Origin of the sequence: Streptomyces sp. NPDC005706 (genome assembly GCF_040631045.1) — a bacterium.
Lineage (GTDB): Bacteria > Actinomycetota > Actinomycetes > Streptomycetales > Streptomycetaceae > Streptomyces.
This window is the reverse complement of record NZ_JBEXYS010000011.1, coordinates 109,082-126,159: the sequence shown is the minus strand read 5'-3', so window position 1 is coordinate 126,159 and position 17,078 is coordinate 109,082. Positions and strand designations below refer to the sequence as shown.

At 66.9% G+C, this 17,078-nt stretch carries 15 protein-coding genes and 1 pseudogene; 10 read left to right on the top strand and 6 right to left on the bottom strand.

From position 1 onward, the window contains the following. Window positions 1-143: 143 nt before the first annotated feature. The 3 genes from ABZ478_RS19825 to ABZ478_RS19815 all read right to left on the bottom strand — a co-directional run bounded on the left by ABZ478_RS19825 (window position 144) and on the right by ABZ478_RS19815 (window position 2,618). On the bottom strand, window positions 144-917 hold the full coding sequence (locus tag ABZ478_RS19825; protein ID WP_359551090.1) for a DeoR/GlpR family DNA-binding transcription regulator: 774 nt from the start codon (window positions 915-917) through the stop codon (window positions 144-146). A gap of 226 nt (window positions 918-1,143) precedes the next feature. Continuing rightward, on the bottom strand, window positions 1,144-2,331 hold the full coding sequence (locus ABZ478_RS19820) for a Gfo/Idh/MocA family oxidoreductase (RefSeq protein WP_359551088.1): 1,188 nt from the start codon (window positions 2,329-2,331) through the stop codon (window positions 1,144-1,146). Window positions 2,332-2,447: 116 nt separating this feature from the next. Next, a complete protein-coding gene (locus tag ABZ478_RS19815) occupies window positions 2,448-2,618 on the bottom strand; it encodes a hypothetical protein (protein WP_359551086.1) in 171 nt (56 codons plus the stop codon). Window positions 2,619-3,058: 440 nt separating this feature from the next. Between ABZ478_RS19815 and ABZ478_RS19810 the strand changes: the two genes are divergently transcribed. After that, entirely contained in the window at window positions 3,059-3,259 is a 201-nt protein-coding gene (locus ABZ478_RS19810; protein WP_359551083.1) for a DUF1737 domain-containing protein, read from the top strand. A 319-nt stretch (window positions 3,260-3,578) separates the two neighbouring features. On the opposite strand, the gene ABZ478_RS19805 is transcribed toward ABZ478_RS19810, so the two are convergent. Further along, window positions 3,579-3,806, bottom strand: a complete 228-nt coding sequence (locus tag ABZ478_RS19805) for a hypothetical protein (protein ID WP_359551081.1) — start codon at window positions 3,804-3,806, stop codon at window positions 3,579-3,581. Window positions 3,807-4,259: 453 nt separating this feature from the next. Here ABZ478_RS19805 and ABZ478_RS19800 point away from each other — a divergent pair, with 453 nt between their 5' ends. From ABZ478_RS19800 to ABZ478_RS19785, 4 genes are read left to right on the top strand one after another with little or no spacing between them, the layout of a single operon-like run. After that, complete coding sequence (locus ABZ478_RS19800; protein WP_359551078.1) at window positions 4,260-5,456, top strand: Gfo/Idh/MocA family oxidoreductase; 1,197 nt, start codon at window positions 4,260-4,262, stop codon at window positions 5,454-5,456. Window positions 5,457-5,473: 17 nt separating this feature from the next. Continuing rightward, entirely contained in the window at window positions 5,474-6,280 is an 807-nt protein-coding gene (locus ABZ478_RS19795) for a glucose 1-dehydrogenase (protein WP_359551076.1), read from the top strand. 46 nt (window positions 6,281-6,326) lie between these two features. Continuing rightward, window positions 6,327-7,406, top strand: coding sequence for a glycosyltransferase family 4 protein (locus tag ABZ478_RS19790; RefSeq protein WP_359551074.1), 1,080 nt, complete (start codon window positions 6,327-6,329; stop codon window positions 7,404-7,406). After that, complete coding sequence (locus ABZ478_RS19785) at window positions 7,390-8,397, top strand: DMT family transporter (RefSeq protein WP_359551072.1); 1,008 nt, start codon at window positions 7,390-7,392, stop codon at window positions 8,395-8,397. Before ABZ478_RS19790 ends, ABZ478_RS19785 begins: the two co-directional genes overlap by 17 nt. Window positions 8,398-8,539: 142 nt before the next feature. Here ABZ478_RS19785 and ABZ478_RS19780 read toward each other — a convergent pair. Next, window positions 8,540-8,898 (bottom strand): annotated as a pseudogene (locus ABZ478_RS19780) (transposase); the annotation flags it as partial. Window positions 8,899-9,314: 416 nt separating this feature from the next. Between ABZ478_RS19780 and ABZ478_RS19775 the strand changes: the two are divergent. Next, a complete protein-coding gene (locus ABZ478_RS19775) occupies window positions 9,315-10,370 on the top strand; it encodes a substrate-binding domain-containing protein (protein WP_359551069.1) in 1,056 nt (351 codons plus the stop codon). 88 nt (window positions 10,371-10,458) lie between these two features. Here the strand turns inward: ABZ478_RS19775 and ABZ478_RS19770 are convergent, their stop codons facing one another. Beyond that, a complete protein-coding gene (locus tag ABZ478_RS19770; protein ID WP_359551067.1) occupies window positions 10,459-12,390 on the bottom strand; it encodes a DUF2264 domain-containing protein in 1,932 nt (643 codons plus the stop codon). A gap of 283 nt (window positions 12,391-12,673) precedes the next feature. Between ABZ478_RS19770 and ABZ478_RS19765 the strand changes: the two genes are divergently transcribed. From ABZ478_RS19765 to ABZ478_RS19750, 4 genes are all read left to right on the top strand, one after another. Then, window positions 12,674-14,011 (top strand): sugar ABC transporter substrate-binding protein, encoded by a 1,338-nt coding sequence (locus ABZ478_RS19765; RefSeq protein ID WP_359551065.1) that lies wholly within the window; start codon window positions 12,674-12,676, stop codon window positions 14,009-14,011. Continuing rightward, complete coding sequence (locus ABZ478_RS19760) at window positions 14,011-14,955, top strand: sugar ABC transporter permease (RefSeq protein ID WP_359551063.1); 945 nt, start codon at window positions 14,011-14,013, stop codon at window positions 14,953-14,955. The genes ABZ478_RS19765 and ABZ478_RS19760 overlap by 1 nt, the downstream gene beginning before the upstream one ends. Window positions 14,956-15,092: 137 nt before the next feature. Then, window positions 15,093-15,869 (top strand): carbohydrate ABC transporter permease, encoded by a 777-nt coding sequence (locus ABZ478_RS19755; protein WP_359551254.1) that lies wholly within the window; start codon window positions 15,093-15,095, stop codon window positions 15,867-15,869. Window positions 15,870-15,999: 130 nt separating this feature from the next. Continuing rightward, window positions 16,000-16,980: a hydroxyacid dehydrogenase gene (locus ABZ478_RS19750; protein WP_359551061.1), complete on the top strand. Its 981-nt coding sequence runs from the start codon at window positions 16,000-16,002 to the stop codon at window positions 16,978-16,980. Window positions 16,981-17,078 lie beyond the last annotated feature (98 nt).

Genomic DNA, 17,078 nt, shown 5'->3' with positions numbered 1-17,078 from the left:
CTTTCGAGTGCCGTCCCTGCGATGGGGTTCGGTGCACCAGCACGTGACTGAATCCCGATCGCCGGTAGGGCGAGGACCAGACGGTTCCTGCCCGACCGGCGATCGTTGCTCATCGACCACGCCGAGTAGTGCCGCCCGGCGGGTTACACGCGCAGCACGTCGATTCCTCGGCTCGAGATCTCCTCGACGATCTCCTCGGGGGCGCCCTTGTCCGTCACCAGAACCGACACGGCGCTCATCTCGCACACGAGGGCGAAGGCCCGACGCCCCAGTTTGGATGAGTCGGCCACGACGATCACCGTGCTCGCGCATTCGGCAAGGGCGCGGTTGGCGCCAGCCTCCGACTCGTCATGAGTGGCTGCTCCCAAGCGCGGGTGAACGGCATCCACACCGAGGATGGTGTAGTCGAGAGCCAGGTTGTGGAGGACGGAATTCACCAGCGGGCCGACGAGCTCGTAGGAGTTCGGCCGGGCCACTCCGCCGGTTACGACGATCTTTACATGGGGGCGGACTGCCAGTTCATTGGCGATGTTGATCGCGTTGGTCACAACCGTCAGTGTGGTGCTGGCGGGGTCTGCCCGTACGGCCAATTCCCGGGCCACCTCGGACGTCGTCGTACCCCCGTTGATGCCGACGCTGGAGCCCGACGGGATCAGTGCGGCGGCGGCCTTCGCGATGCGCTGCTTCTCATCCGCCTTGCGAGCCACCTTGTAACGCAGCGGCAGGTCATAGGCGACAGCACTCACCACTGCACCGCCTCGGGTGCGGGTCAGCAGGTTCTGCCGGGCCAGCTCGTCCAAGTCTCGCCTGATCGTGGCAGCGGAGCAGCCCAAACGCTCTGCGGCGTCCAGCACGTCGACATGCCCCTCTTCGCTGAGGATCTCCAGCAGTCGAGTCCACCGTGAATGTGCCGCCACTTGTTCTCCCTCGCTCGTACCGGGAGTCTATCGCGCAAGGATATGCGCGTAGAACCCGCACATGAGGCTGCTCTCTGCTGCGCATGGGCAGGAGCCGATGCGGGGCGCGATGGATCCGTCCCAGCGAGTCGAGTCGTCGAATGGGGATGCGCGTGTGAGGGCCCGGACGGACAGGTCCGGGCCCTCACACGCGCAACGGCGGCCGCCGCGGCCTTCGGCGGCGTCCCTAGGCCCCTGCGCGCCCCGTGCGCTGGCCCGCGGCGAAGTACGCCACGAGTTCGGGGTCCAGGGGCGGCACCTCGTAGGGAGTACCGCCCTCACGGAGGGAGCGGGTCGCCATCACGCCAGCGGCCACGCTCATGCGTGCGGCGACTGGTGACGTGTCGGTGATCCCGCCCTCGCGGACGAAGCGGCAGAACTCCTCGACGATCAAGTTATCGGCGCCGCCGTGCGAGCCCTGCGCCTTCGGGATCCGGTGGACGACGTCGGCGTCGGCCCGGTAGTCGGTCGGGCCGGTGTTCCATACCCGTACTTCGTCGCCGGGACCATCACCGAAGTTCTCCAGCCGTCCTTCGGTGCCGATGACCGTGTAGTTGCGGAAGTAGTCGGGGCTGAAGTGACACTGCTGGTAGGCGGCGATCACGCCGTTGTCCAGCTGCATGTTCATCACCGAGACGTCTTCGACATCAACGACGTGATGGAGGTCTCGGCGATGGGTGGGCGGCCAGTCGAAGTCGCGCAACCAGCCCTCTGAGCGCGGGGTGTCCGGCGCGCGGCGGGGAAGGTCGCCGTAGACCATTAGATTGCCCATGGCGTTGACGCGCCTGGTGTAGCCTCCGGCCAGCCAGTGAACGACGTCGATGTCGTGTGCACCCTTCTGCAGCAGCAGCCCGGTGGTGCGGCGCCGGTCGGCGTGCCAGTCCTTGAAGTAATAGTCGCCGCCGTACGAGACGAAATGCCGTACCCAGACGGTCTTCGGCTCACCGATGTCACCGCGGGCGATGATGTCGCGCATGAGCTGGACGACACCCATGTGCCGCATGTTGTGGCCGACGTAAAGACGGGTGCCGGTCTCGTAGGCGGTGCGCAGGATGGTGTCGCACTGCTCGACGGTGATACCGAGCGGCTTCTCGACATAGACCGCCTTGCCGGCCTTGAGCGCGTCGCAGGCGATGGCCTTGTGCGTGTCGTCGGGGGTGGCGACGATCACGGCGTCGAGCGAGTCGTCGTCCAGGAGCCGACGGTGATCGTCGACCGCCGTCGCTCCCTCGATCAGCTCGGGCACCCGGGCGCGTACCGAGGGGTCGATGTCGGCGACCACCGCCACGACTGAGCCCTTTCCGGGCCGATGCGCGGTGACCGCCAGGTTACGTCGCAGACCGAGCCCGATGACTCCGATGCGTAGATCTTCCACGTGCGGAATTCCTTTTCTGCGTTTAGGGGCGAGGTGAGCTGCGGACTACTTCTTGCGCGCGGCGATGGCCTGCTCGACGGCGACTCCGCAGCTCTTCCCGTTGATGACGGCTGTCTTCAGGCGAAGTCCGGGATGTTCGCCGGGTGGGGGTACTTCTTGACCGCGTCACCCGACAGGTACGGGGTGAGGTCATCGTTGACGGTGACTGGGGCGTGTCCACCGCCACCGGGCTGATGAAGGGTGTCATCGGCTTCGTCCTGATCGTCCTCGCCAACAAGCTCGCCCACCGCCTCGGAGTACTACAGGAGTCGGGCACACACAGAAGCAGCAGCACGCCGTCCCGCAGGAGCCGTACCCGCAGCGGCCGTCGGCCTGATGACCTTCGCATCCGGCTCCGCCCTCCGGCCTTGCCGCCCGACGGGCAGGTGGGGTCCTGCCGGCTGTCGGGCGGGCGGGAACGGTAGGTGTGTCCTGGCGGGGCGAGTTAGACGCAGTAGCCGACACATCCACCTCCTGCGTCGAATGGCGAACGGATGGGGTTTCACTTCGTGGCCCGGAGATGAGGGCAGGGCCCACAGCTGGGGTGGCCCCGCAGGATCAGCAGCGAGCTGACAGGGCCCCCAATTTTGGGCCGACCGGCGCAGTCGTGACAAGACATGCTCAGCAACTATTTCCTTTGCGCAGATACGCGCATGACTGATCGCGGAACTGACGACCTTGGGAGCGATTGAGGCCGGGCCATGTTGGCTCACCGGATCGGTTCGCGGGTGAGTCTGAGATCCTTCTCCTCATCAGCACACCACCAGACGGCTTGCCTATCTACCGAGTCTGGACCGGCTCAGACGATGCCGCGTTCTGCCAACGTGTGAGCGAAGCGATTGGTCTTGGCTACGAATTGCCCGCAGGCCCCCGCGGTCTGCAAGGGTGAGAACGTCATGGTCGCTCAGGCGCTGGTCTGGCCGACGCTGCCGTAGCGACCGTGAGAGAGGCGGTGGTCGTGATCGGCCCGTGACGTGAGAGAGGCCGCACGGGTTGGGTGCGTATCCTGGCCCGGCACCGAACGGGTGCTCGTCCGGCACTCTGCCTGCTGATCAACCCCGCCGGTCGGGTTCCACGCGCAGCGCCGTGGTCACCACCCCTTAAGGCAGAGTCCACGGGCGGGATCAGGCCATCGTGGCGTGCCTACGTCGTGCTGATCGGTGCTGGGGCAGTCCACCGTTGCCCACCATCGCCGGCTTCTGCGAGCCTCACACCGTCACCGGCCTCAGTGAGATAGCGCCCGGTCCCCTGGTTCCCGGATCGGTGACCGTACCGCTGGTGGCGATGTCGCCGACGCAGTCGAGGGTCTGCAGGGAATTCTTGCCATCCGCTACCAGGCACAAGTCCGAAGGCAGTCGGACCGTGCCGTCGGCCGCCAGCACCCAGGACCGGTCGAACCCGCCGGGGCCGTCACTGGTGCACCTCTTGAGTGTCACGGCCGCGCCGTCCTTGGGACGGTTCCTGGGAGCCAAGCACCTGTTGTCGCGCCCCAGGCAAGAGGCTGGCCCTTGGCGAGGCCCTGGCCCTGCTGCGGCGATCCGCTGCACACCTCGGCCCGGGGGCAGGGGGAGATGACGGGGGGACGCGGCCAAGAAAGTATCGGTCACAAGCGAGGCTTGGGTTGACGTAGCGCGCCTCAAGGAAAACAGAACCAGCTCGCCCACTCTCCCCCGTCAGCCCACGTGTGACGGCACGTCCACTCGGGGTGTGCACCATTGCTCGATCTTGCTCTAATGCTTGTCCATCAAATCATTATTGCGCATGATGAGCCCGTCATCGGCGACGTATTGCGAGATCGCAGGTCTGGCTATCGATCCACCAGCAGCACCTGCAGACGTCGTTGAGGCGCGTCCGCCGGCCCACGACACATCTTGGGAGTGCGCAGAGCTATGGGTGATCTTCGAATCGGCGCCATCGGGCTGGGACTTCGGCGCAGCCTGGCCGAGACCGCACACCGTCGGCCCGGCGACGGGTCCCGTGTCACCGCGGTGGCTGATCTGGACGAGGCCACGGCGCGGAAGGTGGCCGAATTGTTCGGCAACGTCACTGTCGATACCGACTACCGGCAGATGCTGAAGCGGGAAGATGTAGACGCGGTCCTGGTCGCGACGCCAGATCACACTCACGCCGAGGTCACCATCGATGCCCTGCGTGCGGGCAAGGCCGCCTACCTCGAGAAGCCGATGGCCGTCTCGCTCGCTGAGTGCGACGCCATCCTCCGGGCCGCCCATGACACCGGTTCACGGTTGTACGTGGGACACAACATGCGCCATATGCAGGTCGTCCGCCTGATGAAGGAGATTGTGGAACGGGGTGACATCGGGCGGCCGCGCAGCGTGTGGGTGCGTCACTTCGTCGGCCACGGCGGAGATTTCTTTTTCAAGGACTGGCACGCCGACCGCTCCAAGGTCGGGAGTCTGCTGATCCAAAAGGCCGCTCACGACCTCGACGCACTGCACTGGATCGTCGGCGGCTACGCCGAAACGGTGCAGGCGCTGGGCGACCTGACCGTCTACGGCGACCTTCCGCGGCGTGCCGCCGGAGAGCCGAAGGCCGACGACTGGCTGTCCCGTGACAATTGGCCTCCGAAGTCGCAGCGCGACCTCAACCCGACCATAGATGTCGAGGACCTGTCCGTGGTCAACATACGCCTGGACAACGGCGTGCTGGCCGCCTATCAGCAGTGCCACTACACCCCCGACTACTGGCGCAGCTTCACGGTCATCGGCGACGAAGGGCGGATGGAGAACTTCGGCGACGAGGCCGGAGGAGCGATCAGGGTGTGGAACAAGGGGCGACGCCAATACGACGAGCGCGGAGATGCCGAGTACCGGATCCCGGGCAGCACCGGAGGGCACGACGACGCCGACGTGAAGGCGATCGAGGAGTTCGTCGACTTTGTCCGCGAGGGGGCCCCCACCAGCACCTCCCCGGTTGCGGCCCGGATGGCGGTCGCGGCCGGCGAACTGGCGACCCGGTCCCTTCGAGACGGGGGAACTCCACTCGCGGTACCGGAGCTGGACCCGGTGCTGCGCGACTACTTCGACAACGGCCAGTCTCGGGCGAACAGCCCGGCGGCCCATTGAGACAAGAGGTTCTCACCATGACGACTGCGGACCGCTTCGACCTGACTGGGAAGGTCGCACTGATTACCGGAGCTGCCGGAGGCATCGGGCGCGTTACAGCCGCGCGGCTGGCCCGCGAGGGTGCCTCGGTGGTAGTGACCGACATCGATGAACGGGGATGCAAGGATCTCGCCGACGAACTGACTGCGCTAGGGCACCGCGCCCTCGGTATCGCTTTGGACGTCACCGAGCGCGACAGCGTCGGCGCGGCGATCGCGACCGCAGAGAGCGTCTTAGGACCGGTCGATCTTCTGGTGAACAACGCGATCGTAGCCTGCCCGATCCCGCCGAAACTGCACGAGGCTCCGACCAACCTCTGGGACACGGACCTCGACGTCATAGTCAAGGGTGGGGTGCACTGCTGCCAGGCGGTCCTCCCCTCGATGATGGAACGGCGCACCGGGGTTATCGTCAATATCGTCTCGGTCAATGCCTTCGCCTTCTACGGACATCCGTCCTACAGCGCGGCCAAGGCGGCGCTGGTGTCGTTCACGCGCAGCTTGGCCGTCGAGTACGGCCCTTACGGGATCCGCGCCAATGCGGTCAACCCGGGCACAATTCGCACAGCCGCATGGGCCGAGCAGGAGGCCAAGAATTCGACGGTCTTCGACGCGCTGACCCAGTGGTACCCCCTCGGAAGGGTCGGCGATCCCAACGACGTCGCGGCCGCCGTCTGTTTCCTCGCCTCCGGTAGCGCCGCTTGGATCACCGGCTCGGTGCTGACGGTCGACGGCGGACTGACCGCGGGGAACTCCGTGATGGCACGTTCCGTCGAGGGCAGCTGACCGCGGGCGCCAGCAGGCTCACTCCCCTATGCAAGGACTCCGAAACATGCGCGTCATCCATCTTGTCCAATGCGGGCCGACCACCGGAGGTACGGTCAGCCATGTCGCCACCCAAGTCGCCCACCAAGTTCACCGGGGGCTGACGGTGAAAGTTGTCGCCGGGAGCGACGGTGTCCTGACCGAACGGTGCAGGGAGGCCGGCGCCGATGTCTGCGTCGACCGGACGCTCCTGCCGAACGGAGCCGACCCCGCCGAGCCGAACAACTCCCGTACGCTGCACGAGCAGGGCGCGCAGTGGGGTCCCGATATCGTCCACGCGCACTTGATGCACGCCGGTTTTCGGGGCCTCGAGCTGTCCACGGCGCTGGGGGTCCCGCTGGTGTACACCCAGCACATGTACAACCCCGTCGATGCGTTCCTGCGCGTAGCCTCCGCCGCGAACGCACAGCTCACGGTCATCACCGTCACCAAGTTCGCTGGCCTTTGCAAGTTTTTCGGCGACGGGGACCAGGTGCGTCATGTACCCAACGGCGTGGACGTCCCCGCACCGTCGGAATTCTGTCTGAACGACTCACCGGGTCCCAACTTCTTGTACTACGGGCGGCTGTCGCCGGAGAAGGGCGCCGACACCGCCGTCCTGGCATTCGACCTGATCCGCCGCTCCATACCGGATGCTCAGCTCCACCTCGTGGGCACCGGACCCGATGAACCGCTGGTCCGCAGAATGGTCTCGGCGCTCGGCCTATGCGGCAACGTGCACTTCTACGGAAGCGTCTCGGGCGCGCTGACCGGGCAGATCGGGGCCGATGTGCTGCTGGTGCCCTCGCGGGCCGACGCGGCCAACCTGGTCGTGCTCGAAGCGATGGCTTCGCATATCCCCATCGTGGCAACAGAGGTCGGCGGCATCCCGGAGATGATTCGAAAGGACGTCGACGGGCTGCTCGTCGCCCCGGAGGATTGCGAAGGCCTGGCCAAGGCCGCCTTGGAGGTTCTCTCTCACCCGGACCGCACTGGACTACGTACGGCCAGCGCGCACGATCGGTATCGGGGGCTGTACACCGCTGACCTGATGGTGCAGCGCACCTGTGCCGTATACGAGGAAGTGGTCTGTGAAGTGGGTGCGTGACGGCAAGCCGGATCCGGCCGATCAGTCCGAGGGGCCCGGCGACGGCGCGTCCGGACAGGCTCGCAAGGCGCGGTTGGCCTGGCAGTCGGCTGCTCTGGTCGTCCTGCTGGCTTCGACCTGGCTGATCGTGCAGGCGTCGCTCCGCGGGGCCAGTACCGCCACGGTATCGGCAGGCCGTACTGGATTTACCGTCCTGGGACTGCTCGCCCTCACCTGGTGGTCGGCGTCCCGAACTGCACCGGCTGGGAAGGAGCACTCTGTTGCGGCCCCCCGGCCCCGCTATCGTTGGTGGCAGGTGGCCATCCTTGCGCTGACCGGCGTGACCGCCTATACGCTTCTGTCGACGCTCGCCATCAGCCTCGCTGGGCCCGCACTGCCCGCCCTAGGCATGTCGCTCACGCCGGCTGTGGTACTTCTCGCCGAAGGCGTTACGGCCCGCAAGTGCCCACCGGTACGGACGATCGTCGGAACGGTCATTGCGGTCGCCGGAGCTGTGCTCTACGCAGTACCGCGACTTGCCGGGAACCTCGGACAACAGGTCGCCCTGGGCTCGCTCGTAGCCGTGGCTGCTCTATTCTCTATGGCGTTCTACGGGATCTACTTCGAGCGGGTCAACCGTGGATACCGGGGAGCGATGGCCCCGAGGATTTTGCCGATCTTCGCGGTCGGCACGATCCCCCTCGCGCTTTGGGCCCTCGTCGCCGGGGGTGAGGCCGGATGGGCGGCGCTGGGCATGCTGGCTCTGCTCGGGATCGTGGTTTATGTGCCCGCCTACCTGCTGCAACACCGCATTCTGCTGGTGGGTGGCCCATCTTACTCGGCGCTCCTCGGGCTCGCGGTGTCTCCACTGGTCGGTGCAGGCTCCGCGATGCTCCACCTGGCCGGCGCCCCCACACCCATGCAAATCGCCGCCATGGCGGTCACTATTGCCGGCATGGCTGTTGTCATGCGCAGCAAGCTCGCGACCTCCGAAGCCGACGCCACCCGGTAGAGGGGATCAGGCACGTAGTCGGCGAAGCCCGGCCACGGATGCGCGTCCTCAACGCGGACCCGACCGCGGGCGGCCATCCGTCGGAACGTTTTCACCGCCAGCCAGGGCTGAGGCAGAGGCCGTCGTGTCGGTACTGGAGCTAGCGCAGGCCGCGCCGGACGGCCGTGATCAGTCGGGGTCGGCAAACGCGCGGTTGGCTGTGGTGGTGCGCCGTAGCACGGACCAGATGCTCTCGACCGGGTTGAGGTCGGGTGCGTAGGGCGATCGTTGGAAGACAGTGACCCAGTCGCGGTCGGCGATGTAGTGGCGCATGCCGGCGGTGACGAGCGTGCTGAGATTGTCCCAGACCAGCACGACCGGTCCGCCGAGCTGCTGGTGGGCGGTCTGGAACAGGTCGCGGTAGTCCTTCCAGGAGAAGCTTTTGCGCCCGTCGGGCCGGGCGTGGGGGCAGGGCCGCCGGTAGATCAGCCGGGAGAAATCGCCGGCCGTGTAGCAGACCAGGGCAGCGACCGCTAACGACGAATCTCTAACTCAGGTCATTAGTGCGAGACAGGACTGCCGTGGCACGGGAGATGCTGGCGCAGCAGTCCGCGCCCGGGTCGGCGCCGAGCGGAGGATTCGCTGGAACCTCGCAGTCGACTCTATGCGTGCCCACTGGCACAACCGGACGCGACTCCGCCCGCTGTCTCTCTGCTCATCAGGGCGTGGCGGAAGATCCGGACGACGTCAAGCACGGTTGGTCACAGGAGAAGCTGTGCGCGACAGGGGCTGCCGCCCCGGGCGCTACCAGTTTGACGTACGGCATTGATCAGGTGACCATTATGTGATCGAGTGCGTCTGGACGCCACGGGTGCCAGCTCGGTCGGCCCCGCGACTGGCATCTTGCACTCGATACCCCGTAATGAAGAGGAGATCCGATGGCCGTGTCGGCGCACGAACGACGGACGCGCATCCTCGACGTCGTCCGCAACGCTGGGTCGATCCGGGTCGTGGAACTGGCCGAGCGCCTCGGAATCCCGGCGGTCACTGTCCGGCGCGACATCGCGGCGCTCGCCGGCGAGGGCAGGCTGGAGCGCGCGCACGGCACGGTGTCGGTACGCGCCAGCGAAGCCCGAGGCTGGCGAAGTGGGCCCGGGCGAGTGATCGGCATGCTCGTGCCAGCCGTCGGCGCGTACTTCGACGACGTCGTAGCCGGTGCGAGTGCTGCTGCCGCTGCGGCCGGGGCCAGGGTGATCCTCGGCATCGCGCCGTACGGGGCCGATCGTGATCGCGCGCAGATCGAAAGGCTGTTGGACTCGGACGTCGATGGCCTGCTGCTGACGCCCGGCTGGACACCTGAAGAAGGGCTCAGAGGCAGCGACTGGCTGGCCGACCTTCCAGTACCTGCTGTGCTGGTGGAACGTCGAGCCGCCCCCGCGACTCCGGCGGCGCAGTTGGACGCGGTGTGTTCGAACCACCGGCACGGGGTGCTCCTTGCCCTGCGCCGCCTCTCGGAGCTCGGCCACAAGTCGGTCCTCCTCGCTGCCCGCTTCGACACCCGCACGGCACACGAGGTCCGCGCCGGGTACACGGCCGCGGCACACCAGCTCGGGCTGGCCGAATTGCCGGTGATCGACGTGTCCAGTTCGCCTGGGGGCGAGCAGGAACTGGCAGCGCTGATCGCCGAAGCCGCCCGCTCGGGTGCGCGGGCCGTACTCGTACACAACGATCAGGACGCCATACAGCTGCCGCCGCTTCTGCGCACGCACGGCATCACCGTGCCCCAAGACCTTGCGCTCCTCGCCTACGACGACGTATATGCCTCGCTCTCCGACCCGCCGCTGACGGCCGTGGCCCCGCCGAGAAGCGCGGTCGGCGCCGAAGCCCTCGACCTACTACTGAGGCGGCTCAAGGCAGGCGACTCTCTGCCGGTGCACCAGCTCGAGCTGCTACCAACGCTCAAGATCCGTAAATCCTGCGGCGAACCGGTCTGAACTCGCTGCTATCCACAGTGGCCGCCGTCCGTGAGGACGGCGGCCACTGTGCTGCGGGGTGCCGGGGTCAGGAGCCCGGCACCCGGTATCAGGCGGGCGTCCGGCAGATGTCCGCGGAGACCGCGCGCATCGTCGCCCGGTGCATATTGCCGTCCGGCCAGGTGGCGGTGATCGACCAGCTGCTGTCGGGGAGCGTCGCGACGGTGACCTCTACCGGTGCTGCTGCCCCTCGGGCCCCGGACCCGTCGAGGCGGAACGCGCCCACGAACAGGCAGGCTCCCTCGGTCGTTGCGCCCCGGAGTATCGAGACCGCCGCCGCCGGGCCGAACGCCGTGCCGTCCTTTGATCGCACCACGACAGCCGTGTCCAGGCCATATATACAACGGGCCTCGGCCCGGACTCCCCTCTCGTTGATGACTCGCCCGGCCAGCCCGGACTCCATCAAGACTTTCGACTCGACCCGTTCGCCTGTCACCGCCCAGCCGCCGTGCACAACCGCAGTGCCTGGTGGGGCGCCGGCCACGACGTGGCAGCGGACCTCGTCCGCTCCGTGCGCGATCGTGAGCGAGGTGATGGTGGCTCCTGGCAGCGGCCGGCCACCGATGCTCGGCCGGTGGGCAGAGGCGGCCCAGCCGGCGCCGGCGCCCAGGGGCTCGATCCGGCCGCGTTCGCTGATGACGCCGTCGATCTCCAGGCCGAAGTGGTTGTCCGGCAGGTCGGTCGTCGGACCGGTCACGGTGGAGTGGGCGAGGGCGGAGTAGAGCGGGTCGTCGGGAGCGACCTCGTCGCGGGGCTGGTCGTCGCTGCCGTGGTTGTGGAGACGTACGACACCGTCCGCTGCGGTGGACTGGATCAGCCAGCCCGGCGCGGGCAGGCCCTGTATCCGGTCCGAGCGTTCGGCTGGGGCAGGCTCCTCCGTCGCCGTCCATACAGGGTGGTCGGCTCGCAGCAGAAGGCCGAGGAAGCCGCAGGTAGCCCAATAGGGGGAGGCGGGGCCCGAGTAGGGCTGCACCAGCGGCGAGTAGGGGCCGTGCCAGCCGAGGGTGAGCAGTCCGCGGTCATCCAGCGCGCCCCGGTCGAGGAAGTAGCGCAGCGCCCCTGAGGTGATCCGGCGTGTGCTTCCGGGGGACAGGGGCGTGCGGCCGGTGAGGGCTCCGGCCCAGACGGCGGCAGCGGCGCCGAACCGATAGCTCAGTGAGCGCCCCTGGTGGACCGGAGCCCCGTCGGCTCCGAAGGTGGCGGCGTAGCTGTCTAGAAAGGCGGCGAGCCGTTCGCCGTACGCCGCTGTCAGGACCGCGTCACCAGCCAGGTGCGCATGCAGGACCGGCAACAGGTGTAGGGCCCAGCCGTTGTAGTGGTCGAAGGCGCGGGGGCGGCCGTCGGTGTACCAGCCGTCGCCCAGGTACCACTGGTCGATCTTTTCCAGCCCCCGGTCTACGGCCGCGCGGGCGGCCTCGGTTTCGATGCCGACCTCGGCGAGGAAACCGCCGACGGTCAGGGGGAACAGCCACCAGTTGTTGTCGTTGGGTTCACGGCGGAGGGCTTCTGCGAGCCAGCGCCCGGCCCGTTCGCACACGCCGTCGTCGAGCAGGTCCCACAGCCAGGGGCGGGTGAGGCGTAGGCACAGGGCGACCGTCGACGCCTCGACCATGGCTTGGCCGTGGTCGGTGATAGCGCCCCAAGACATGAGGTCGCCGTCAGCGAGGTCTCGCTCTGTGGTGGGGTTGCGGGTGCCCGCCCCCAGGCCCTCGGCATACCGCTCCATGAGACCGTGCGGGTCTTTGCCCGCGGCGCCGGCAACACGCAGGGCGGCGAGCTGGAATGTGCGCGCATATCCCTCTAGACCATCGGAGCGCCGACCGGACCAGCTAGGCCGAGGGCCGGGGAGGTCGATCAGGGCGTGATGTGGGCCAGCGTAGGGCTGCACGGCGGCGAGCATGCTATCGGCGGCCGCCTCCCAGTGTGCCCGGGTCCAGCCGGTGTACGGACTGAGGGTGCGGTCCTCGGGCGGGAGCTGCATGGCAAGGATCCTTCCAGGCAGGGAACACTACACCTGATCAAATAATCAGCTTGATCAAACCGTACCAGTCGCAGGCAGGCCTACGGAGGGTAGAAAACATACATCGATCCCGCTCAGGGACCACTTGCCCGGGCATTCCCAGCGAAGGGCCCTGATCGAACCCGGTCAGTTGATCGAAAGGTATTGACTTCGATCTACCCCCCTCGGAAGATGTGGTCAATCCAGCGTGACCTAGCGGCGCCGAGGGGACTCCGGTGCCGTGACTTCTCTAAGGAGCCGCGCCATGTCTTCCTCCTCGTTCCCCCGCCGCAAAACATACGGTTCCGGCCTCGTTGCCGCCACGACCGCCCTGTGCCTCGCCACGCTGTCCGCGTGCGGCTCCGGCGGCGACGCGGACACGCCCTCCAAGGAAGACCCCGTCGCCATCACGTTCTGGGGCTGGGCCAAGGGGACGCAGGACGTCGTCAATGCCTTCAACGCCACCCATCAGGACATCCGCGTGACGTTCCAAGAGATCCCGTCAGGCAACGCGGGCGGCTACGCCAAGATCTCCAACGCCGTCAACGCGGGCAATGCGCCTGACATCTTCAACGTGGAATACCCGCAGCTGCCCGACTTCGTCAGCCGCGGCGCCGTGCAGGACATCAGCAAGTACGTGCCTGACACCCTCAAGTCCAAGTATCTGCCGCAGGCCCTCAAGATGACGACGCTCGGCAAGTCAACATGGGCCCTTCCGCTCGACGCCGCACCCCAGGCCTTCTACTACCGCAAGGACGTCTTCAAGAAGGCGAAGATCACGACCCCCCCGAAAACCTGGGACGAGTTCCGGGCGGCAGCGAAGAAGATCAAGGAGGCTGACTCCAAAGCCCGTATCGCCACATTCTTCCCCGACGACCCGAGCACCTTCGAGGTAATGGCCTGGCAGGCCGGCGCGCAGTGGTTCAAGCCTGGGAACGACTCTTGGAAGGTCAGCTTCCAGGACCAGGCCACCCGACAGACGGCCCAGTACTGGCAGAAGATGATCAACGACGATCTGGTCCACGTCGCCCCGTCCTTCTCTCAGCAGTGGACCGCCTCTCTGCAAAAGGCTCAGACAGTCGGTTATCTCGGCGCCAGCTGGGGCGCAGGGGTGCTGGGCGGCACGCTTCCCGACCAAGCGGGCAAGTGGGCGGCAGCCCCGATGCCGACCTTCGACGGGCAGCCGGCGAGTGGCATGCTCGGCGGTACCACGTTCGCCGTATCTAAGGACAGCAAGAAGGCCGAGGCAGCGGTGAAGTTCGCTGAGTGGGCGACAACGAGCGAGGACGCCATCAAGGCACGCATCAACTCGGGCACGTCCTCCTCCTACCCGGCTGCCACGAATCTGGTCCCGGTTGCCCAGAACGCCTTCCAAAGCACTCTCTTTGGCGACCAGGACCTCTACGGCCTGTACTCGAAGGCCGCAAAGTCGATCAGGACCCGGTGGACGTGGGGCCCGGTCATGGGCACCACCAACAACTCCCTCAAGGACTCCTTCGCCAAGGTCCACAGCGGTGGCGGCGACATCATCACCGCCGTCCAAGGCGCCGAGACGGCGACCAAGAAGGAACTGGAGAACCGCGGGATCAAGGTGACCGGCTGATGGTGGCCCCTGCGCCGCGGCGAGTCCCGTCCCTGGCCGCCCCCGCCCCTCGGCGGGGGCGGCCAGGGGCCCCGGCCCTGCTCCTCCTCCCGTTCTTCGGCCTCTTCACCACCTGCACGCTGATTCCCATCGGCAACGCGATCTACCTCAGCCTCTACAGCGAAAAGGGGTCGGGCCTCGGCTTCGGCGGTGTGAAGCGGGTCTTCAGCGGTATCGGCAACTACACAGAGGCCCTGGGGGACGCCGCATTCCGCGACGGGTTCGTCAACCTCGCCCTGTACTGCCTGCTCTACATCCCGCTGATGATCGGCCTGTCGCTGCTGCTGTCGCTGCTGCTCGACTCGGCCCTCGCTCGGGCGAAACGCATCTACCAGCTCGCCCTGTTCTTGCCGCACGCTGTCCCCGGCATCATCGCCGCACTGATCTGGATGTACCTCTATACTCCGGGCGTGAGCCCCGTGGTCAGCGCCTTGGACTCGGCGGGTCTCCAGCTCGACATGCTGGGCAATCCGGTACCCGCCGTCGTCAACATCGCCCTGTGGGAGTGGACCGGCTACAACGTGATCATCTTCTTCGCGGCCCTCCAGGCGATCCCCCGCGAGGTCCTGGAGGCGTCTGTCGTCGACGGCGCCGGCCCGCTGCGTACAGCCCTGAGCATCAAGCTGCCCCTGATCCGACCATCGTTGGCCATGGTAGGCCTCTTCACTGTGATCGGCTCGCTCCAGCTGTTCACCGAACCGATGATCCTCCACGGTGCGGCCCCTGGCGTCGTCACCACCTGGACGCCCAACATGTACGCCTACACGGCCGCCTTCGAACGCAACGACTACGGCCTGGCCGCCGCCTCCTCCGTCCTACTCGCCCTCGCGGCCGCCGCCCTCTCGTTTATTGCCACCCGGTTCTCCGGCGGGCGCTCCACCAAGGCGAAGGGAGACGGAGCATGAGCACGACCAGGCCCATAGAGTTCCAACAACGGCGTCATACTCCGCGGCGGGCCCCCGACCTGGACATTAGGCGCCCGCGCCATTGGTCCCTGTCGAAGGCCGCTGTGAACGGCGTCCTGCTAGCGTCAACGCTGTACATGATCCTGCCGTTGCTGTGGCTTCTGACCGCAGCGGCCAAGAACACCGGGGACCTGCTCGGCGGCCGCACGCTCTCGCTCGACCGTTGGCACCTTGGCGAGAACCTCGCCCATCTGGCGGCCACCGGCGACGGCGTTTACTTCCGGTGGTACCTCAACTCGCTGCTGTACGCGGGGGTCGGCGCCGCGCTGTGCGCCTTCATCTGCGTAGCAGCTGGCTACGCGTTTCATGTCTACCAATTCCGGGGCAAGGAGAAGCTCTTCGGTCTCGTCCTGTTGGGCGTGCTCGTGCCGACCACGGCGCTTGCGCTGCCGATGTATCTGCTCGCCTCCAAGGTGGGGATCGTCAACAGCTTCTGGGCCGTGTTCCTGCCGTCGCTGGTCAATCCCTTCGGCGTCTACCTTGCCCGGGTGTTCTGCAGCGGGTACGTCCCTGGGGAGGTCCTCGAAGCCGCCCGGATGGACGGGGCGGGGGAGTTGCGGACGTTCTGGTCGATCGGCGTTCGCATGGTCATGCCTGGCTTCGTGACGATCTTCCTGTTCCAGTTCACCGCCATCTGGAACAACTTCTTCCTCCCGCTGGTCATGCTCTCCGACACAAAGCTCTTCCCGGTGAGCCTCGGGCTCTACTCCTGGAACACCCAGACTCGCGCCTTCCCGGAGTACTACCCGCTAGTGGTCACCGGTTCTCTGCTCGCCGTCATCCCCTTGGTCGTGGCCTTCATCGGATTGCAGCGCTTCTGGAAGGCAGGCATGACGGCTGGAGCCGTCAAGTGACGCCGACCGCCTGTGACCGTCAGACCCTAGCGCCAGACTCTGCCCAGGAGACGCCGTGCACAACTCTCTTCCCGTCGATGACGCCGGCTACGCCCCAGTTCCACGCCGCCGACCGCGTGCCCTGCTTGCGATGCACGCCGACCTGGCGGCCAGGCTGATTGACGAGCAGACGATGCGGAGGATGACCTCGATCGCCGATCTAGACCCGCACCTGGTGGTCGACAACTTCAACACACTGGAGGCCTCGGCGGCCCTCAGCGAGGCGGAAGTCATCGTCAGCTGTTGGGGCTGCCCGCCTCTGACCGAGGACGTGCTGGACCGGGCACCCCGGCTCCGCGCGGTCATCCACGCGGCTGGGTCCGTTAAGCATCACATCACCGAGGCCTGCTGGCACCGTGGCATCGATGTCACATCCGCCGCCTGGGCCAACGCCCTGCCCGTCGCCGAGTACACCGTTGCCTTCGTGCTTCTGGCGGGCAAGGAAGTGCTGCGGATCCGTGATGACTATCGGCAGCGCCGCGCCGACCAGGACTGGCAGGCCGCCTACGCCGATGCTGGCAACTACCGCCGGACCGTAGGCGTCATCGGAGCATCCCGGATCGGCCGCCGCGTTCTGAAACTGCTGCGACCACACGACCTGGAGCTGCTCGTCCACGACCCGTTTCTCCAGCCCCGGGAGGCGAAGCGGCTGGGCGCAACGGCCGTCGACCTCAACGAACTGTGCCGCAGGAGCGACGTGGTAAGCCTGCACGCCCCCGAGCTGCCCGCCACCCACCATCTGATCAACCGCGAACGGCTGGCAGCGCTACGCACCGGGGCGACGCTGATCAACACCTCCCGCGGTTCGCTCGTCGACCAACAGGCGCTTACCGAGGAATTGGTGTCCGGCCGACTTGACGCCGTGCTCGACGTGACCGCTCCTGAGGTGCTGCCCGCCGAATCCCCACTCTACGGCCTGCCCAACGTGGTGCTGACCCCACACATCGCCGGCTCGCTGGGCAACGAACTCCACCGCATGGCGGCAGCGGCCGCCGACGAATTGGAGCGGTATGCCAACAGTCGGCCGTTCGCGCACCCGGTCTCAGCCGAGGAGTGGGAGCGCTCCGCTTGAGACGGACCGCCAGGTGCTCGCCCTGTGGCCTGTTTCGATAGAGCACCTTATTGCGGATACAGACCAGGGTGGTGGCCATGCCCGACTTTCGGTCGCGC

What these genes read in the sequence shown, in the direction of transcription:
- ABZ478_RS19795 (WP_359551076.1), top strand. Translation starts at nt 5,474, where the DNA reads ATGACGACTGCGGACCGCTTCGACCTGACTGGGAAGGTCGCACTGATT.
- ABZ478_RS19755 (WP_359551254.1), top strand. Translation starts at nt 15,093, where the DNA reads ATGATCCTGCCGTTGCTGTGGCTTCTGACCGCAGCGGCCAAGAACACC.
- ABZ478_RS19800 (WP_359551078.1), top strand. Translation starts at nt 4,260, where the DNA reads ATGGGTGATCTTCGAATCGGCGCCATCGGGCTGGGACTTCGGCGCAGC.
- ABZ478_RS19775 (WP_359551069.1), top strand. Translation starts at nt 9,315, where the DNA reads ATGGCCGTGTCGGCGCACGAACGACGGACGCGCATCCTCGACGTCGTC.
- ABZ478_RS19790 (WP_359551074.1), top strand. Translation starts at nt 6,327, where the DNA reads ATGCGCGTCATCCATCTTGTCCAATGCGGGCCGACCACCGGAGGTACG.
- ABZ478_RS19750 (WP_359551061.1), top strand. Translation starts at nt 16,000, where the DNA reads ATGCACGCCGACCTGGCGGCCAGGCTGATTGACGAGCAGACGATGCGG.
- ABZ478_RS19760 (WP_359551063.1), top strand. Translation starts at nt 14,011, where the DNA reads ATGGTGGCCCCTGCGCCGCGGCGAGTCCCGTCCCTGGCCGCCCCCGCC.
- ABZ478_RS19765 (WP_359551065.1), top strand. Translation starts at nt 12,674, where the DNA reads ATGTCTTCCTCCTCGTTCCCCCGCCGCAAAACATACGGTTCCGGCCTC.
- ABZ478_RS19770 (WP_359551067.1), bottom strand. Translation starts at nt 12,390, where the DNA reads ATGCAGCTCCCGCCCGAGGACCGCACCCTCAGTCCGTACACCGGCTGG.